The organism is Flavobacterium facile (assembly GCF_036321945.1).
GTDB classification, from domain to species: domain Bacteria; phylum Bacteroidota; class Bacteroidia; order Flavobacteriales; family Flavobacteriaceae; genus Flavobacterium; species Flavobacterium facile.
On the sequence record NZ_JAZAYT010000034.1, the window covers coordinates 337,189 to 354,731 of the forward strand.

21 protein-coding genes are annotated in these 17,543 nt (G+C 28.8%); 11 read left to right on the forward strand and 10 right to left on the reverse strand.

The window, feature by feature from the left end; all coding sequences use genetic code 11:
• Positions 1–25: 25 nt before the first annotated feature.
• The 3 genes from UEQ13_RS11980 (at position 26) to UEQ13_RS11990 (ending at position 3,406) form a co-directional block, all read left to right on the forward strand.
• Complete coding sequence (locus UEQ13_RS11980) at positions 26–1,984, forward strand: DUF349 domain-containing protein (RefSeq protein ID WP_329806583.1); 1,959 nt, start codon at positions 26–28, stop codon at positions 1,982–1,984.
• 124 nt (positions 1,985–2,108) lie between these two features.
• Positions 2,109–2,897: a PhzF family phenazine biosynthesis protein gene (locus UEQ13_RS11985; protein ID WP_329806584.1), complete on the forward strand. Its 789-nt coding sequence runs from the start codon at positions 2,109–2,111 to the stop codon at positions 2,895–2,897.
• A gap of 11 nt (positions 2,898–2,908) precedes the next feature.
• Positions 2,909–3,406: a hypothetical protein gene (locus UEQ13_RS11990; RefSeq protein WP_329806585.1), complete on the forward strand. Its 498-nt coding sequence runs from the start codon at positions 2,909–2,911 to the stop codon at positions 3,404–3,406.
• A 7-nt stretch (positions 3,407–3,413) separates the two neighbouring features.
• Here the strand turns inward: UEQ13_RS11990 and UEQ13_RS11995 are convergent, their stop codons facing one another.
• Entirely contained in the window at positions 3,414–3,716 is a 303-nt protein-coding gene (locus UEQ13_RS11995; protein WP_329806586.1) for an antibiotic biosynthesis monooxygenase family protein, read from the reverse strand.
• Between the two features lie 335 nt (positions 3,717–4,051).
• On the opposite strand from UEQ13_RS11995, the gene UEQ13_RS12000 reads away from it, so the two are divergent.
• The 6 genes from UEQ13_RS12000 (at position 4,052) to UEQ13_RS12025 (ending at position 7,960) form a co-directional block, all read left to right on the forward strand.
• Entirely contained in the window at positions 4,052–4,675 is a 624-nt protein-coding gene (locus tag UEQ13_RS12000; RefSeq protein ID WP_329806587.1) for a hypothetical protein, read from the forward strand.
• 45 nt (positions 4,676–4,720) lie between these two features.
• On the forward strand, positions 4,721–6,058 hold the full coding sequence (locus tag UEQ13_RS12005) for a 2TM domain-containing protein (protein ID WP_329806588.1): 1,338 nt from the start codon (positions 4,721–4,723) through the stop codon (positions 6,056–6,058).
• On the forward strand, positions 6,049–6,366 hold the full coding sequence (locus UEQ13_RS12010) for a 2TM domain-containing protein (protein WP_329806589.1): 318 nt from the start codon (positions 6,049–6,051) through the stop codon (positions 6,364–6,366). Before UEQ13_RS12005 ends, UEQ13_RS12010 begins: the two co-directional genes overlap by 10 nt.
• A gap of 90 nt (positions 6,367–6,456) precedes the next feature.
• Positions 6,457–6,765: a 2TM domain-containing protein gene (locus UEQ13_RS12015; protein ID WP_329806590.1), complete on the forward strand. Its 309-nt coding sequence runs from the start codon at positions 6,457–6,459 to the stop codon at positions 6,763–6,765.
• A 97-nt stretch (positions 6,766–6,862) separates the two neighbouring features.
• Positions 6,863–7,171, forward strand: coding sequence for a 2TM domain-containing protein (locus UEQ13_RS12020; protein WP_329806591.1), 309 nt, complete (start codon positions 6,863–6,865; stop codon positions 7,169–7,171).
• A gap of 36 nt (positions 7,172–7,207) precedes the next feature.
• On the forward strand, positions 7,208–7,960 hold the full coding sequence (locus UEQ13_RS12025) for a LytR/AlgR family response regulator transcription factor (protein WP_329806592.1): 753 nt from the start codon (positions 7,208–7,210) through the stop codon (positions 7,958–7,960).
• On the opposite strand, the gene UEQ13_RS12030 is transcribed toward UEQ13_RS12025, so the two are convergent.
• Entirely contained in the window at positions 7,957–8,733 is a 777-nt protein-coding gene (locus UEQ13_RS12030; RefSeq protein WP_329806593.1) for a CDP-alcohol phosphatidyltransferase family protein, read from the reverse strand. The two genes, UEQ13_RS12025 and UEQ13_RS12030, sit on opposite strands and share 4 nt — an antisense overlap.
• A 142-nt stretch (positions 8,734–8,875) precedes the next feature.
• Between UEQ13_RS12030 and UEQ13_RS12035 the strand changes: the two genes are divergently transcribed.
• Together UEQ13_RS12035 and UEQ13_RS12040 are read left to right on the forward strand one after the other, a co-directional pair.
• The gene (locus UEQ13_RS12035; RefSeq protein ID WP_329806594.1) at positions 8,876–9,361 is read left to right on the forward strand and encodes a TlpA family protein disulfide reductase; all 486 of its coding nucleotides are present in this window, start codon (positions 8,876–8,878) and stop codon (positions 9,359–9,361) included.
• Between the two features lie 7 nt (positions 9,362–9,368).
• On the forward strand, positions 9,369–9,962 hold the full coding sequence (locus tag UEQ13_RS12040; RefSeq protein ID WP_329806595.1) for a thioredoxin family protein: 594 nt from the start codon (positions 9,369–9,371) through the stop codon (positions 9,960–9,962).
• A gap of 75 nt (positions 9,963–10,037) precedes the next feature.
• On the opposite strand, the gene UEQ13_RS12045 is transcribed toward UEQ13_RS12040, so the two are convergent.
• The 8 genes from UEQ13_RS12045 to UEQ13_RS12080 form a co-directional block, all read right to left on the reverse strand.
• A complete protein-coding gene (locus UEQ13_RS12045) occupies positions 10,038–11,057 on the reverse strand; it encodes a COX15/CtaA family protein (protein ID WP_329806596.1) in 1,020 nt (339 codons plus the stop codon).
• 78 nt (positions 11,058–11,135) lie between these two features.
• Positions 11,136–12,557 carry a CCA tRNA nucleotidyltransferase gene (locus tag UEQ13_RS12050; RefSeq protein WP_329806691.1) on the reverse strand — a complete coding sequence of 474 codons (1,422 nt, stop codon included), beginning with the start codon at positions 12,555–12,557 and terminating at the stop codon, positions 11,136–11,138.
• Positions 12,558–12,644: 87 nt separating this feature from the next.
• Positions 12,645–13,019: a GxxExxY protein gene (locus UEQ13_RS12055; protein WP_329806597.1), complete on the reverse strand. Its 375-nt coding sequence runs from the start codon at positions 13,017–13,019 to the stop codon at positions 12,645–12,647.
• A 101-nt stretch (positions 13,020–13,120) separates the two neighbouring features.
• Positions 13,121–13,687, reverse strand: coding sequence for an L-threonylcarbamoyladenylate synthase (locus tag UEQ13_RS12060; RefSeq protein ID WP_329806598.1), 567 nt, complete (start codon positions 13,685–13,687; stop codon positions 13,121–13,123).
• Positions 13,687–14,682 (reverse strand): glycosyltransferase family 2 protein, encoded by a 996-nt coding sequence (locus tag UEQ13_RS12065; protein WP_329806599.1) that lies wholly within the window; start codon positions 14,680–14,682, stop codon positions 13,687–13,689. The genes UEQ13_RS12060 and UEQ13_RS12065 overlap by 1 nt, the downstream gene beginning before the upstream one ends.
• Positions 14,683–14,687: 5 nt before the next feature.
• Positions 14,688–15,824, reverse strand: a complete 1,137-nt coding sequence (locus tag UEQ13_RS12070) for a glycosyltransferase family 4 protein (protein ID WP_329806600.1) — start codon at positions 15,822–15,824, stop codon at positions 14,688–14,690.
• Positions 15,821–16,657, reverse strand: a complete 837-nt coding sequence (locus UEQ13_RS12075) for a glycosyltransferase (RefSeq protein ID WP_329806601.1) — start codon at positions 16,655–16,657, stop codon at positions 15,821–15,823. The genes UEQ13_RS12070 and UEQ13_RS12075 overlap by 4 nt, the downstream gene beginning before the upstream one ends.
• Positions 16,658–16,661: 4 nt before the next feature.
• Positions 16,662–17,543: a glycosyltransferase family 2 protein gene (locus UEQ13_RS12080; protein ID WP_329806602.1), complete on the reverse strand. Its 882-nt coding sequence runs from the start codon at positions 17,541–17,543 to the stop codon at positions 16,662–16,664.

Below are 17,543 nucleotides of genomic sequence, written 5' to 3' on the forward strand. Positions count from 1 at the left end.
GAACCCTAAACTTAAGCATTATAACATGTTAGAAGAATTGAATGATAACCTGCAACACGCAGATGGACAAGAACAAACAGCTTCAATAGAAGACAACGCAACTGTATCGGTTGAAAATGAAATAGAAATTCAGGAACCTGAAGTGACTGAAAATGAAACTGTTTCGCAAGATATAGTAGTAAACACACCTGTTTCTGCTCAAGATGAAATAGACAATCATTTGGCGGAAGCTAGTGAAGATGGTTCTATTCATGCCGATTTAGATATTGTGTCAAAAGATTACGACAGTCTTTCTTTAGAAGAATTAGTGGATGAATTGACTACTTTAGTTGGTCATGAAAAAGCATTAATTTTCAAAAATCAAATTGAAGATGTAAAAAAAGCGTTCTTAAATCACTATCATCATATGATTGAGGAAAAACGTTCGGCTTTTTATGCAGAAAATGATGCGACAACTGAATTTGAATACCACTCGCCTTTAAAAGTAAAATTTGATCATTTATTAGATACCTATCGTGCTAAAAAATCGAACAATTTTAAAAACATAGAAAATCAGTTAAAAAACAATTTGGCTGAAAGAACACAACTGATTGAAGAAGTAAAAGCTTTAATTGCTAGCACGGATTCAAACATTTCAGACATGTTCAAAAAATTCAACGAAATTAGAGAACGTTGGAAAAATACTGGAGCAATTCCAAAAGACAAATACAATTTAGTGTGGAATAATTTTCATTTCCATGTCGATAGATTTTACGAAATTGTACATTTAGATAGAGAAATTAGAGATGCCGATTTTAAAAATAATTTAGAACAAAAGTTAGAAATTATTGCGAAAGCGAAACTTTTAGTAGATCAACCAGATGTAACGAAATCTTTTAGAGAATTACAATTGTTACACCGTGTTTGGAAAGAAGAAATCGGACCAGTTGACAAGGAAAACAGAGAAAAAATCTGGCAAGAATTTAGCGAAATTACGAAATTGTTACACGACAAACGTGAAGCATTATCTTCTCAATTCAAAGAAAAAGAACAAGAAAATTTAGCTAGTAAAAATGAAATTATTGCTCAAGTAAACGCATTAAGCGCTGAAAAAGTAAATAATCACGGAGAATGGCAAAATCAGATTGTGAAGTTAGAAGCGTTACGCGAAGCTTTCTTTAAAGCCGGACGTGTGCCAGCTGAAGCAACGGAAGAAACTTGGAGTAATTTTAAAAATGCGGTTCGTAATTTTAACGCGACTAAAAACGCCTTTTACAAAGACATTAAAAACGAACAACACCAGAATTTAGAATTGAAGTTAGCTTTAATTGAAAAAGCAAAAGCAAATGTTGAAACGGAAGATTTCGAAGCTACGACTCCAATTATGAAGCAAATTCAGGACGAATGGAAAAAAATTGGTCATGTGCCAAGAAAACAATCGGACGAAATTTGGGAAACATTCAAAAAGACTTGTAATGCGTATTTCGATAGATTACACGAATCAAGAAAAGAAGAAATTGGTGTAGAGGTTGAAGCTTTCGAAAAGAAAAAAGAATACTTAGAAGTTGTTCGTGCATTTGAATTAGTGGGTGACCACAAAATGGATTTAGATGCTATAAAAGCGCACATTGCTACTTGGAAAGAATTTGGTAAAGTGCCACAAAATCGTCGTCATATTGAAGGAAAATTCAATAAAATTTTAGATGCATTGTTTGAAAAACTAAGTTTATCTAAAAAAGATTCTGAAATGATGAAATTTAGCAACCGTTTAGACCAACTTTCGGAAGGAAACGACCAAAGAGCGATTGTAAACGAGCAAATTTTCATGAAAAGAAAAATTGACGAGTTGAAACATGAAATCAACCAATTAGAAAACAATATTGGATTCTTTAATAACTCAAAAGGAAACAATCCATTTGTGAAAGAAGTTCAAAAAAATATTGAAAAATATAAAGAAGAATTACAACTTTGGAAAGACAAACTGAAAAAGTTGAATAACATCTAAAAATAAGGAAGACTGCGAAAGCAGTCTTTTTTTATGGGATAAATTTATATATTTGAGGAAGCTTAATTACAACATCTGCAGCTCAAAACCTATCAACTTTAAACTATAACACACCCAACAACCTATGAAACTTGAATTATACCAAATAGATGCTTTTACCAATAAAATTTTTGGAGGAAATCCTGCCTGTGTTGTGCCATTAACTAAATGGTTACCAGACGAAATGCTTTTAAAAATCGCAAAAGAAAATGCTGTAGCAGAAACCGCATTTTTCGTTAATAAAGGCGAAAAAATACATTTACGTTGGTTTACACCAGATTTAGAAATGGATTTATGTGGTCATGCGACTTTAGCCACAGCACATTGTTTAAAAGCAATACTTAAATATCCAAGTAATACTATAATTTTTGAAACCTTAAGCGGCGACTTAACAGTTCTTGCTGAAAATGATTTTTATTTTTTAGATTTTCCTTCTAGAATGCCAATTAAAAGTGACTTACCAGAAGTAATTTCAAAATCGCTAAATATTCAGCCTAAAGAAGTTTATAAATCTAGAGATTATGTTTTAGTTTATGAGTCTGAGGAAGACATCAAAAAAATAGAAATAAACAGACAATTTTTCGACCAAATTAATTTAGGTCATGGAGGCGTAATTGTAACTGCAAAAGGAAATGATTGCGATTTCGTTTCTAGATTTTTTACACCTCAAGCAACCATTTTAGAAGATCCAGTTACAGGTTCTGCACATTGTTCTTTAATTCCGTTTTGGGCAAATCGTTTACAAAAAAACGAACTTAAAGCTATGCAATTATCTGATAGAATTGGAAATTTAAATTGTACAAATAAAGAGAATAGAGTGATAATTAGCGGCCAAGCTATAACATATTCTATTGGTAATTTTTGGATTGAGTAAACAAAAACTAAATGAAAAAGCTAATTATACTTTCATCATTTTTACTTCTTATAAACTGTGAAAACAAATCTGTTGATAATTTGGAAGTCATCATTTCAAATCAAAATTATACTCTAAATTTAGAAAACGGCAATATTGAAATAGATTGGTATAATGACTTTAAAGGAAAGGTGAATTTCACAAAACAAGAAAAAAACAGCATCAATAAATTATTTTTAGAATATTATATTGACACATTAAATGGCGAAAAACATATTTATGGTAAAAAGCCATTAGTTATGCCTAACTTCAATAATAAATTCATCATTCAGAAAAACAAAAAGTCAGTTTCTGAGATTTATATTTCAGAACAAATTAATATAAAAACAGCTGAATTAAATCAATTTGAAACTTCATTTTATAATTTTAAAGAAAAACTATTTCAAATTTTAAACCAAAACAAAGATTTCAAAAACTATAACGATTCTATATATTCATGGAATAAAAAACAAAGAAGGATTTTTATGTAGTTTGTATTTACTTCACAAAGCTATACTCCTTCTCTACTTTCGCAATTCTAACCACATAATTTTCATACCATTTTTGTCGGCCTAAAAATTGCGCATCTAAATGGTCTAAATTTTGTTTCCAGTTGGCAATCGCTTCTAAACTTTCCCAATACGAAACGGTAATTCCAATTTCATTTCGCGCAGATTCAACACCTAAAAACCCAGGTTGTTGTTTCGCTAAATTTTCCATCTTATTTGCCATTTCAGCATAATTCTCATCTAAATCAGTTCTTGTAGATGTGAATATTACAGCGTAGTAAGGTGTTTGCATAGGTTGTTGTTTTTCAATAGTAAAAATAAAAAATTCTAAGTTTAGTTACACAAATATTCGCAAAATTATCCGTAATCAACTGACTATTCACTTTTCACTATTCACTCAAAATCTACAATTCATCCATAAAAAATTACAGTTCGGTAGTTTTAAATTTTATAACTAAACTTTCTGATGCAACTTTGCTTCATCAAAAAACAAGAACAAATTCAATGGCAATTTCAAAAATCAATGTCAAAAATCAATGTCAAAAAATAAGTTCCAAAAAAAACAATAAACTAAAAATAATAGAATCTGAAACGAGTTCAGATTAAACAATTTAACATTTAGAAATCATGGTAAAATTAGTCACAACAGTAGCATTCGTATTAATAAGTTTTGTAGCATCGGCACAAACTCAATTCGAAAAAGGAATGGGAAGCGCTTTAAAATTATGGGGCGAAGGAAAAAACACAGAAGCCATTGCTCAATTTGAAAGAATTGCATCGGTTGAAAAAACAAATTGGTTACCTAATTATTATATCGCAGCGATTAACACCTTTCAAGCTTTCGGAGAAAAAGACAAAACTAAAATGAAAACATTATTAGAAGCGGCTCAAAAAGCACAAGATGAAAATAATACTTTAGCTCCAGAAAATGCAGAAGTATTAGTAATGCAAGCTATGATTCATACGGCTTGGATTGTTTATGATCCAATGACAAACGGACAAAAATTATATGACGATGTATTATTTTTATACGGAAAAGCAGAAAAAATTGCACCTGAAAATCCGAGAGTAGTTTTCAATAAAGCTAGTTTTGAAAAAGGTGGTGCCGAATATTTTGGCGGTGATACAGTAGCAATGTGTGAAAAAATAAAAGCATCTATCAATTTATTTGCTAATTTTAAGCCAGAAACACCTTTTCACCCAACATGGGGATTAGAAAGAGCGAAACAAGAAGCAGAAGGTTGTAAATAAATTATTTTCACAAAACGCTTTTTATAAAATTTGAAACAAAAAGAGATGATAAATAAATTAATAAAAGAAGTTCCGAGAGCTTTAATAATCTCGATAACTATATTTTTTGTATTATTATTAATACGTTTTATTACAGGACACGCTATACATTTTAATCGCGATTTATTGACAAATTTTGGTTATGTAATGTTGTACGGATTTACATTATATTTTGCTAATGCTTTGTTATTCATTTATTTGGATAAAGTTTTTCAAGCTGAAAGATTTACACGCAAAAGAATTATTATCGGTTTTGTATCCTCATTTCTAGTTTCGATTTTATTGATTTTCCTTCTTCGTGTTTTTGAAGATGTAATTATAGAACAACGCTCATTTTCAGAGTTTTTAAGCAACGAAACCATGTCGAATTACTTGGTTTCAATTATAATCACTTTGATTGTTTCACTTGCTTTTCATGCTTTTTATTTTTACAAAGCGTACAACGAAAACAAAGTAAAAGAGCAAAAAATTATTGCAGGTTCGGCATCTGCACAATTTGAAAGTTTAAAAAATCAGATTGATCCACATTTTTTATTCAATAGTTTAAATGTATTGAGTTCATTAATTGAGGAAAATCCAGATGCTGCACAAAAGTTTACCACTTCATTATCAAAAGTCTATCGTTATGTTTTAGAACAAAAAGACAAAGAATTGGTTTCTGTTGAAGAAGAATTGAAGTTTGCTAAAACGTACATGAATTTATTAAAAATGCGCTTTGAAAACAGCATCACTTTTGAAGTTCCAGAATTTCAAAATGATGAGGCAAAAGTGGTTCCACTTTCCTTACAATTGCTTTTGGAAAATTGCATCAAACACAATATTGTTAGCGAGAAAAAGCCATTACATATTAAAATTCATATCGAAGAAAACGAACTAACCATTGAAAATAACAAACAAATAAAAGAAGTTTTACAAGACAGAAAAGGCGTTGGATTGCAAAATATTGTTAGTCGATATGCCATTTTAACCAAACGAAATGTTATTATACAAGAATCGGAAACTGTTTTTAAAGTCCGATTACCGATTCTTACCAAACAAGTCATGTCAATGGAAACAAAAGCTATAGCTTCAGAAAATATGTCTTATGTAAGAGCAAAAGAACGTGTTGAAAAACTAAAAGGGTTTTATGGAAATTTAATTTCTTATTGTACTGTAATTCCAATTTTGATAATCATAAATGTAAACACATCAGGCTTTCAATGGTTTTGGTTTCCCATGTTAGGTTGGGGATTTGGAGTTACCATGCATGCCTTTGAAACATTTGGTTATGGAAAAGCCTGGGAAGAAAAGAAAATTAGAGAAATCTTGAATAAAGAAAATCAAGGTAACAATAAATGGAAGTAAACATGGAAAACACAAATCAAGAACACGAAAGATATCAAGAAGCTCGAAAAAAAGTCAAAAAAATCAAAGGATTTTATAGTCATTTAACAGTTTACGTTTTAGTAATAAGCGTATTGATTTTTATTAATTTAAAATACACTCCAGAATATTTATGGTTTTTATGGTCTGCAGCTGGTTGGGGATTTGGACTTTTAGATCATGCTTCAAAAGTGTTTAATTGGATACCTTTGATCGGTAAAGATTGGGAAGAAAAAAAGATTAAAGAATTAATGGAAGAAGAAAATCGACAAAACAATAAATATCAATAACAATATTTTAAACTCAGATTGAAAAAATTATAGAAATTAATATAATCTGTTTGATCTGTGTTGAGGAAAATTTAATTAAAACTAAAAATCATGACAACTCAAGAAGAAATAAAATATCAGGAAGCACAGAAACAAGTAAAAAAAATTAAAGGTTTCTACACGCACTTAATCGTTTTTATTTTAGTGAACATCTATGTTATCATAAAAAAAACACAACATATAGATGAAGGCGAAACGATTTGGCATGCTTTCAAATTAGCCTTTTTCTGGGGAATTGGATTGGTTTTTCATGGTTTGAAAACATTTGATTTAATCCCGTTTTTCGGAAAAAATTGGGAAGAAAGAAAGATTAAAGAAATGATGGATAAAGAGAAAAATCAAGAAAGTAAATTTCAGTAACAAATATCAATATTTTAAACACAGATTGAAAAAATTATAGAAATTAATATAATCAGTTTGATCTGTGTTGAGGAAAATTTAATTAAAACTAAAAATTATGACAACTCAAGAAGACATAAAATATCAAGAAGCCTTAAAAAGAGTAAAAAAAATTAAAGGATTCTATTCTCACGCAGCAGTTTACGTATTAGTAAATATTATGATTGTATTTCTAAATGTTAGAGATTTAGCAGAAGGTGAAAGCTATTTTCAATTTAAAAATTTCTTAACAGCTTTCTTTTGGGGAATTGGTTTATTATCACACGGATTATCTGTATTTATGCCAAATTGGATAATGGGTGAAAACTGGGAAGAACGAAAAATAAATGAATTCATGGAAAAGGAAAAACAAAATAAGTGGGAATAAAAAACAACGAATATTGAATTTTGAAATTTTAAAACAATGAATATAATTATAATCGAAGACGAAAAACCAGCTGCAAGATTGTTGCAACGCAAAGTTGAAAAATTGGGATTAGAAGTCAATCTAATGCTTCATTCTGTAGAAGAATCTATTGCTTGGTTTCAAAATAATCCGCATCCCGATTTAATTTTCCTTGATATTCAATTGTCTGATGGTTTATCGTTTGAAATTTTCGAAGCTATTAACATAAAAAGTGCTGTGATTTTCACAACAGCCTACGATGAATTTGCGTTGCGAGCTTTCAAATTAAACAGTATCGATTATTTATTAAAACCGATTGATGAAGAAGATTTGGAAGTTGCCATAAATAAATTCAAAGCGAGAACTACTTCTCCAACCATTTCTTTAGATTTTGAAGCCATAAAAAGAATGTTAGTCAATCCAGCTGAAAAAGAATACAAAAAACGTTTTTCAGTAAAGATTGGTACGCAATTAAAAGTAATTACTGTAGAAGAAATTGAATGTATTTACAGTGAAAACAAAGGCACTTACATTCATACTTTAGACAATAGAAACTATTTAATTGACAACTCGTTAGAAGTTATTGAAAAGGAACTAAATCCGAATCAGTTTTTCAGAATTAGTCGAAAATTTATTATTCCGTTGCATTCGGTAAAAGAAATTCAAATGTATTCGAATTCGCGTTTAAAAATTATTTTACCAACTTATAAAGACGACGAAGTTATTGTAGCCAGAGAAAAAGTTTCTGATTTTAAAACTTGGATTGATTAATTATGCCCTAAAAAATATTTTCTAATTCCAATTAAAACGATAATTGGCAGTGTGAAAAGAATAAAAAATGGAACAATAAATTGTAAATAACCTAATGGCAACATCACGGCAATTATTAGCAATTGAAAACCCAATCCATAAACAGAAACTAAAGTCATAAACCAATTGGGAAACGATTTTACTTTGTACGCATCTTGGTCTAAAAAGTGAATAATTCTATCGAAAACGCCATACACAATCGTATAAATTTTAAATAAAATATTTACTGATTTTTGACTTTCGCCAGGTAAGGCTTTCGGTGTTTTATATTCGAAAACTTTACTGGTTGTATCACCGCCCACCAATTTATTTCTTAAAATCACATAGTAATAATTATATAAAGTGCCTTGCAATTGAATACCAATAAATGCTAGTATCGAAAACCAAATCGTACTTTCAGAAACATAGCAAATAGTCATGAAAATTAGGAAGTTTAAGATGATATCAAAAACACTATCTAAATATCTTCCAGAATAAGAAGGCGTGTTTTTTAATCGGGCTAATTCTCCATCAGCCGCGTCAATTCCAGATTTTAAAACGATAAAAAATCCGGCCCAAAAGTAATTTCCATTTAAAATACATCCAATGGCAATTAAACCTGAAATTCCAAATAATAAAGTAACGTGAATGGGTGTAAAACGGGTGTTTTTTAAAAGATTGGCTAAAAATTTACCAAAAGATCTTCCATAATCTGATAAATCTAAAAATTTATCCTGCGCTGCGAGTTTAGACATTAAAACGGGTAATCACGAAAATGCGACAATATAGTCAGACTGCAAATATAACTATATTTAAATTTGTATTATTATAATGTTATGTTAATCTGTATGTAAAGTAGTGCATAAATTATTAAATTCGTAACTATATCTTACTTTTATGAAAGCGCGTTTACTATTCCTTTTTCTATTTACATTTTCATTTATCAACACGGTAAAAGGACAAGACTTAATTACTTTTAAAACTTTTGATGAATTAAGCACTTATATAAAGGAAAATAATTCGAAACCATTGGTTGTCAATTTTTGGGCAACTTGGTGCGCGCCATGTGTAAAAGAGTTACCTTATTTTGAAAAATTAAATAAAGAAAACCAGAATGTAAAAGTGATTTTAGTGAGTTTAGACTTCGAAAAACAAGTTGAAAGTAAACTAATTCCTTTTTTGAAAAAGAAAAAAATTGCTTCTACTTCTATTTATTTAGCGGATAAAGATTATAACAGTTGGCTTCCGAAAATAGATAAAAATTGGTCGGGTTCCATTCCGGCAACAGTAATTTTTAATCAGGATAAAAAAATATTTGTAGAACAAGATTTCTCCAATTATGAAGAACTGAATACATTCGTAAATCAATCAATAACTAAATAATTATAGTATGAAAAAATTTGGAATTTTAACATTACTAACGGTAATTCTAATGAGTTTTACCAATACTTCAGGTTACCAACCAGGCGACAAGGCAACCGATTTTAAACTAAAATCAGTAGATGGAAAAATGTACAGCATGTCGGATTATAAAGACGCAAAAGGCTTTATTGTGGTTTTCACTTGCAATCATTGTCCGTTCGCTGTAAAATATGAAGATAGAGTTATTGAATTAGCAAAGAAATACAAATCGAAAGGTTTTGTTTTATTAGCTATTAATCCGAATGATCCTTCAGTAGTTCCTGAAGATAGTTTTGATAAAATGAAAGTAAGAGCCAAAGAAAAAGGTTTTACTTTTCCTTATTTGTTTGATGAAGGTCAGAAAATATTTCCACAATATGGAGCGACAAAAACGCCACATGTGTTTTTATTAGATAAAAATTTAATTGTGAAATATATTGGTGCGATTGACGATAATGTAGAAGATGCTTCTGCTGTAAAAGTAAAATTTTTAGAAAATGCTATTGCAGCTTTAGAAAAAGGACAAGAAATAGAAGTTCCTTTAACAAAAGCAATTGGTTGTTCGATTAAAGTGAAAAAATAAGAATCTCAAAAAATTAAAAAAGGCGTAAAATTATAATATTTTACGCCTTTTTTATTTGTTTCAAAATAAACAATTCTATTTACTAAATCTATGTAAAGTGTACGTCATTGTTGCTAATAAAATAAAAGCCATGATTTGATGTGTTAATCCTAACCAAAGTGGTACGCTAAATAAAAGCGTAAAAACTCCCAATAAAAATTGTAAAAACACAATAACTACAAGTAAGTTCAATCCATTTTGTTGCTGATTAGAAAGTGTGAATTTTTTACTTTTAAAGTATAAAAACAAAATTAATCCAACTACTACATACGCCATTGTTCTGTGTACAAATTGTACACCGCTTTTCCCTTCAGTTAATCTAAGTAACCACGAATCTTTTTCTAAGATTACACTTTCGTGAAGCAATTGTCCGTCGCTCATTAATGGCCAATGATTGTGAATTAATCCAGCATTTAATCCTGCTACAAATCCACCATAAATAATTTGAATGATTAAAAACACAAGAGCTACTCTAGCAATTTTTCTTAAAGGAAGAATCACTTCATTTTTTGTGGGATAAATAATATCTAAAGCTACCCAAAGTGTGTAAGCAAACGTAATAAATGCAAAAGTTAAGTGTAATGAAAGTCGGAAATGACTCACATCTGGATTATCAATTAAGCCACTTTTTACCATAAACCAACCTAAAAATCCTTGAAACGCGCCCATTCCTAAAAGAATGATACATTTTTTAATCGTTTCAGAATTTAGTTTTTTCTTAATTAAAAAGTAAACGAATGGAACGATAAAAACCAAACCAATAATTCGACCAATAAAACGGTGAAACCATTCCCAAAAGTAAATAAACTTATAATCGCTTAATTGAAAATCGTTGTGGATATTGATTTTTTGGTATTCTGGAAATTTCTTGTATTCTTCAAAAGTAGCTTGCCATTTCTCATCAGTTAAAGGTGGAAAAGTATCTGTTACTAAATGCCAATCTGTCATTGACAATCCTGAATTGGTTAGTCGAGTAATTCCTCCAACAGTAACCATTATAAATAGTAAAACACAACCTGAAAGTAGCCAATAAATGACCGATTTATTTTGATTCATTTTTAAAAAATTTATAGTGTAAAAATACGCTCAAAATTGAAATATTCTTACTAAACAATCGTTAATCTATTACTCTAATTATATCTTTTTCAACCCCAACTTTTCAGCTCTTTTCATTACAAAATCTAGAGCGGGTTGGTATTCATTTGGAATTTCTCCTTCTAAAATAGCTTCTTTCACGGCTTCTTTTAATACACCAATTTCTCTACAAGGTTTCAAATTAAAAATTTCCATAATTTCTTCTCCAGAAATAGGCGGTTGAAAAACTCTAACTCGGTCCTTCTCCTCTACTTCAACAATTTTCTGACGAACAATTTTAAAGTTATTATGGTATTTTTGAAATTTCTTACTGTTTTTAGTGGTGATATCAGCTTCGCACAACGTCATTAAGTTTTCTACATCTTCACCGGCATCAAAAACCAAACGACGCACTGCTGAATCAGTAACAATATCTTCTGCCAAAACAATTGGACGAGAACTCATCATTACCATTTTCTGTACGAATTTCATTTTTTGGTTTAACGGCATGTGTAATCTTTCAAAGATTTTCTTTACCATTTTTCCACCTAAAAATTCATGTCCGTGAAACGTCCAACCTTGTTTTTTATTGAACTTTTTCGTTGGTGCTTTTCCAATATCGTGCAACAATGCCGACCAACGTAACCAAACATCATCTGTATTCGGACAAATATTATCCACCACTTCTAACGTGTGATAAAAATTGTTTTTGTGTGTATGACCTTCTACTTCTTCTACATTATTCAACGCGGTTAATTCCGGTAAAATAATATCAAGTAATCCTGTTTTAAATAAATGTAAAAAGCCAATTGATGGTTTATCTGAAGACAGAATTTTATTTAATTCATCCACAATTCTTTCACCAGAAATGATAGCAATTCTATCTTTATTTTTTGTGATTGAAGCCAAAGATTCACTTTCAATTTCGAAATTTAATTGTGAAGCAAAACGTATCGCGCGCATCATTCGTAAAGGATCATCAGAATACGTAATATCTGGATTTAAAGGCGTTTTTAAGATTTTATTTTCCAAATCGGAAACACCATTAAATGGATCAACTAAATCTCCAAAATTTTCTGCATTTAGTGAAAAAGCCATGGCATTAATCGTGAAATCACGGCGTTCTTGGTCGTCTTTTAACGTTCCATCTTCTACTAACGGATTTCTACTGTCATGTGTGTACGATTCTTTTCTCGCACCCACAAACTCAATATCCATTTCTTTATAACGCAACATCGCTGTTCCGTAGTTTTTAAAAACTTGGACTTTAGGCTTGTTGGGTAATAATTCGGAAACTTTTAAGGCTAATTCGATACCGCTACCAACTGCAACAATATCGATGTCTTTTTTATGATTTCTTTCTAATAAAATATCACGAACAAAACCGCCAATGACATAACTTTCTAAGTTAAGTTCTAAAGCAGCTTGTGAGATAATATTGAAAATTTTATTTTCTAACTTTTCTTTATAGTTTTTGACCACAGTTTGTGTATTTTTTTTTGCCACGAATTCTCGAATGCCTTTTCTTAATAAATTATTTTGCTTTGCAAATTTCGAATTTTTCAAATGTTATAAAACAATTCTTTTGTATTCGAGAGAATTATTATTAAAATTAACTATTATTGCTAATTTACTATTTGATACTTTTAAATAATTCATTGCTTGTGCAATGTGCGAGTCAGAAATCGAATTACAACATTTTATTTCCAAAATAATTGCATCAAAAACTACAAAATCAGCATAAAATTTATGCTTCAAAAATATGTCCTTGTACTTCACGCTATATTCTTTTTCTCGTTCGAAAAAAATCGAAGATTTTTCTAATTCGTATTCAATTGCATCTTTATAAACAATTTCAGAAAAACCTTTTCCTAAATTGGAATGAATATCAAACAAGATACCCATCAATTTATAACTTTCGTTTTTATAAATGATATTTGACATTTAATTTTAATTAGTGAATTCGTGGCGTATATTTTATTCCCAATATGTATTCTTACAGTATCAATTGACTAATTGTCAAATTGGTTTATTGGCTAATTGAATTATCGTCTAATCACTTTTACCTGACTATCTAATGTTAATTTTATAATTGCCGATGGTTTTTTGCAAACTTTATCGCGGTGCAAATTTACAACATAGTCGACTCCTTTTATAATTTCTGGAGAAATTTCTTTGAAATTCATAGGAGTTGGTTGTCCGGAAATATTAGCAGAAGTAGAAACTAAAGGTCGTTTCATTCTTTCCATTAATTTGAAGCAAAAAGGTTCCTTTACCAATCTAATTCCAAGTGTATTATCTTCAGCAATAATATTTTTTGCTACGTTTTTGGGTTGATCTAAAATCAATGTGGTTGGTCTTTCAGAATTATCCAAAATTTCCCAAGCAACTTCTGGAATTTTAGCAAAAACATTGTACATCATTTTTTCGCCATTCATTAAGCAAATCATGCTTTTACTTTCTTCACGTTGTTTCAAAGCGTAAATTTTCGCAACTGCTTCTTCATTGGAGGCATCGCAACCAATTCCCCAAACGGTATCAGTTGGATAAAGTATAATTCCGCCATTTTTGATGACTTCGTACGCGTTATGTATTTCAGTATTGATGTCCATTATCTAAAGGGATTTATTACAATCTTAAAGATTTTTCTTTTTTCTTTAAAATTAAGTTTTTTATAATCAAAAATTGGATTATTTATAAAATCTAATGCAATCTTTCTATTTTTTTTATTGATAACTATTTTTAACCATTTATTAAAAACTACTTCAACAAACTGTTCATTACTATAGTAATTGTTACGTTTATTTTCTGAAATTATTTTTTCGAAAAAGATTTTAATCTCATTATATTTTAATTCAGAAAAATCTTCTGTAAAAAAGCTGTGAGGTACTTTTAGTAAGCTTTCCTCTAAATTAAATTTTTCGTATAAAAAGCTAAGAATATTTAATTCTCCTTTTCTTAATGCAGCTCTATTCGTAATTGAAATTGAATTAGAATGTTGTCTGTACAAAATAAAATAATGAGGCAAATTTGCAATATTGTATTTCTCTGTTATTTTTGAAAAAAAATCGTAATCAGGTGGGATATCTTCTCCATTATAACCTCCAACTTTTAAACCAATATCCTTCAAATACATGGTACTTGAGTTTACAAATTGATTTTGAAAAAGCATATTCATTTTAATCTCTTCGTTTGCTGTTTTAGGAGTCATTAAATTATTATTTAATTTACCATTTTCATCAATACATTTTGCCCAACCACCACAAAGTACATAATCAGGATTATTTTCTAAGAAATCAACTTGCATTTCTAATCTATTTGGTAAAGCTAAATCATCCGCATCTAAAACAGCAATATATTTACCTTTTGCTTCAGTAAGCGCTCTATGCCTTGTAAATCTTTCTCCGCTATTTTTTTCATTATGAAGTAATCTTATACGAGAATCATCAAATTGATTTACAACATCTACAGAGTTATCTGTTGAACCATCATTAATAATTAAGATTTCATAATCATTAAATGTCTGATTTAAAACACTTTCAATTGTTTCTTTTATATAATTTTCGGCATTATACAATGCTATAAATACGGTTACTTTTGGTGTCATCTTTTTTAATTGAAAAATAAATTTAGATAATTTTCTTTATTAGTTTCTGAAGAAAATTCCTGTTTTACAGAGTTATACGCATTCAATGAATATTTTTCTAAAGTATTTCTGTTTTTATTTATGTATTGAATACTTTCTAAAAAATCAGCTACTATTTGTTGTTTATCAGTATGATTATCGATTAGAAAGCCATTCTGATTTTTATCGTTTATAAAAGTAGAAATTTCACCAACATTGGTACTAATTGGAACAACTCCATAAGACATTCCTTCCAAAATAACCATTGGAAAACCTTCTCTTGAAGATGTAATTAAAATTAAATCCGCTTCTTTATAGTAAGTATTAATTATATTTTTTTCTTGAATTGGTCCAATTATCTCAACATTTGGAGATATTTCATGATTCTCGAAATTGTCTCCTATCACTTTAAATTTTATATCTGGATTAATTTCATAGCTTTTTTTGGCTATTTCAAAAAACAATTCAGGCCTTTTTTCATAACTATCTCTTGCAACAAAAAGAATAACCATTGGTGATAAAAAATCTTTAATTATTTTCACTTCCGGAACATTGACTTTGTTCTTTATAATTTTAATCCTTTCTAATAAAGCTAAATTTTTATTTTCTTTCAAATATAATTCTTTAAAATCTGTTTTTGTTTTTTCCCCTAAAACAACTCGCTTATTAATACGTTCAACTACTTTTAAACTAACTTTTTCAGCAGCAGAATTTTCTTCATATGAGAAAGCATGAATTAAATCTATGACTTTAACTTTCTCATCTAAATAAGGAATTAATTCATAGAAAAACTCAGAATTACAACCAAATACAATTGGATTATTAGTGGCGTTAATTTTGCTTGATATTTTTTTTAAAGCTATTTTTTTTAAAAATCTACTTCTAATTATCTTATTAATTTCAAGTAATACGGTAGATTTTTCGAAATTTGCTTTATTAAATTTATTTACAGATTTATTCGTAATAAAACAAACAGAATCTTTTTTTGAAAAAACTTCTAAAATATCATTATGAACCGTTTCAGCTCCACCTAAATGATAAAATGGGAAAAAAAAATAAATTTCTTGTTTCTTTAATTTAGGCAAAATTGTTATAAACAATTTAAATATTCTCAAAATTTTCATTTTACAAATAGTTTTTTAATTTCTCTTTCCATTTTATAAATTTGATAGCCGAATGATTTTTTAATTTTAGTTAATTCATTTACAGCATGTACTAAATTATAAACTGAATCTAATTTAGGATGACCTTTGAATAATAAATCTTCATATAATGCTTTATGCTTATTAAAAATATATTCATGAATTTGCTTCAATTTTGAATCATTTTCGTGAATTGAATTTCTAGAAATTTCCTTAATTCGATAATAAAAATGAACTTTATTTATTTTTACAACTTTGCAATTTTCGTCTAACAACTGAATCCAAAATTCCCAATCTTCTAATCCTAATTTCAAATTAGAATCGTATCCATCTGTATTCAAATAATCTGCTTTTTTATACATAGCAGAACAAAAAATAGAATTTCGTACAATTAAATCCTTGTAAAAGTATGCTCTAAGTTTAAAAGCACCCTTTTTCTCACCAAAAAACTCCGCTTTACAATAGACTAATTTTGTGTTGGGTTGTTTTTCAAAAACGGCAACACAATCTAAAATATAATTGACACTTATTAAATCATCAGAATCCAACGGCAAAATAAATTCTCCTTTTGCCTGTTTAATTGCTAAATTTCTAGTGTCTGAAACACCTGAATTTTCTTTAAAAACATAAGTAAAACGAGAATCATTACTTATTTCATTCTGTATAATACTTTCAGAACTATCAACAGAACCATCATTTACAATAATACATTCCCAATTAATATAAACCTGATTTTTAACCGATTGAATAGTTTCTTTAATAAACTTTTCATCATTAAAAACTGGAATAATTATGGAAACTAAAGGACTTCTCATGATATTAAAGATTATTTATTTTTTGTTGCAATAAATTGATAGCTGCTGAAATTTCCGTTTTATTAGTTGCGCTAACTTGTTGAAGGGCCCTATATATTTCTAAATTATTTTTTAATGTTTTAGAAATTTTGCTTTTGAAAAAGAAATTTTTCCTGTTTTCAATAATATAATTTTCTACAACTTCACTTTTAAATTTTTTAAACTTAGATTCTTTTAAAGAAGAACCAACTTGTTGTTTATCATGTAATCTGTATGAAATTAATTCTTCAATTATAAATCCTAATTTATTTTTTTGTGAAACTAAAAAAGCCATCCAATGATCATGATGAAATTGAGGAATTACTGGAAAAGGAAGCACATATTCTTTTACTTGTTTTTTAAAACAAAAGGTAGCTCCAGTTACAACATTTCTCTTTAATACAATATATTTAAAAAGCTCATCATAACCTACAAAATCACTATTAAAATAAATAGAATTCCATAAATTACTACCTAATATTTTGCTATTTTCGTCAATGAAATTCGCATTAGAAAACACCGCATCAAAATCTTGATTACTATCGAAAAAAGACAGAGTTTTTTCAACTTTATTGGCTTTCCAAAAATCATCTTGATCTGATAAAAAGATATAATCTGAAGTAGTTAGTGAAATTGCTTTTTCAAAATTCTTGACACTTCTTAAAGTAATTTCATTTTTAAAAATCTTAAAAACTGTTGGGTTTTTTATGCTGTATTCTTCTAATATTTCTAATGTTTTATCCGTAGACTTATCATCACAAACAATAATCTCATCCACTTTTATAGTCTGATTTAATATCGAATCTAATTGTTCTTTCAAATACTTTTCTCCATTGAAAGTACACATTGCTACACCTATTTTTATCAT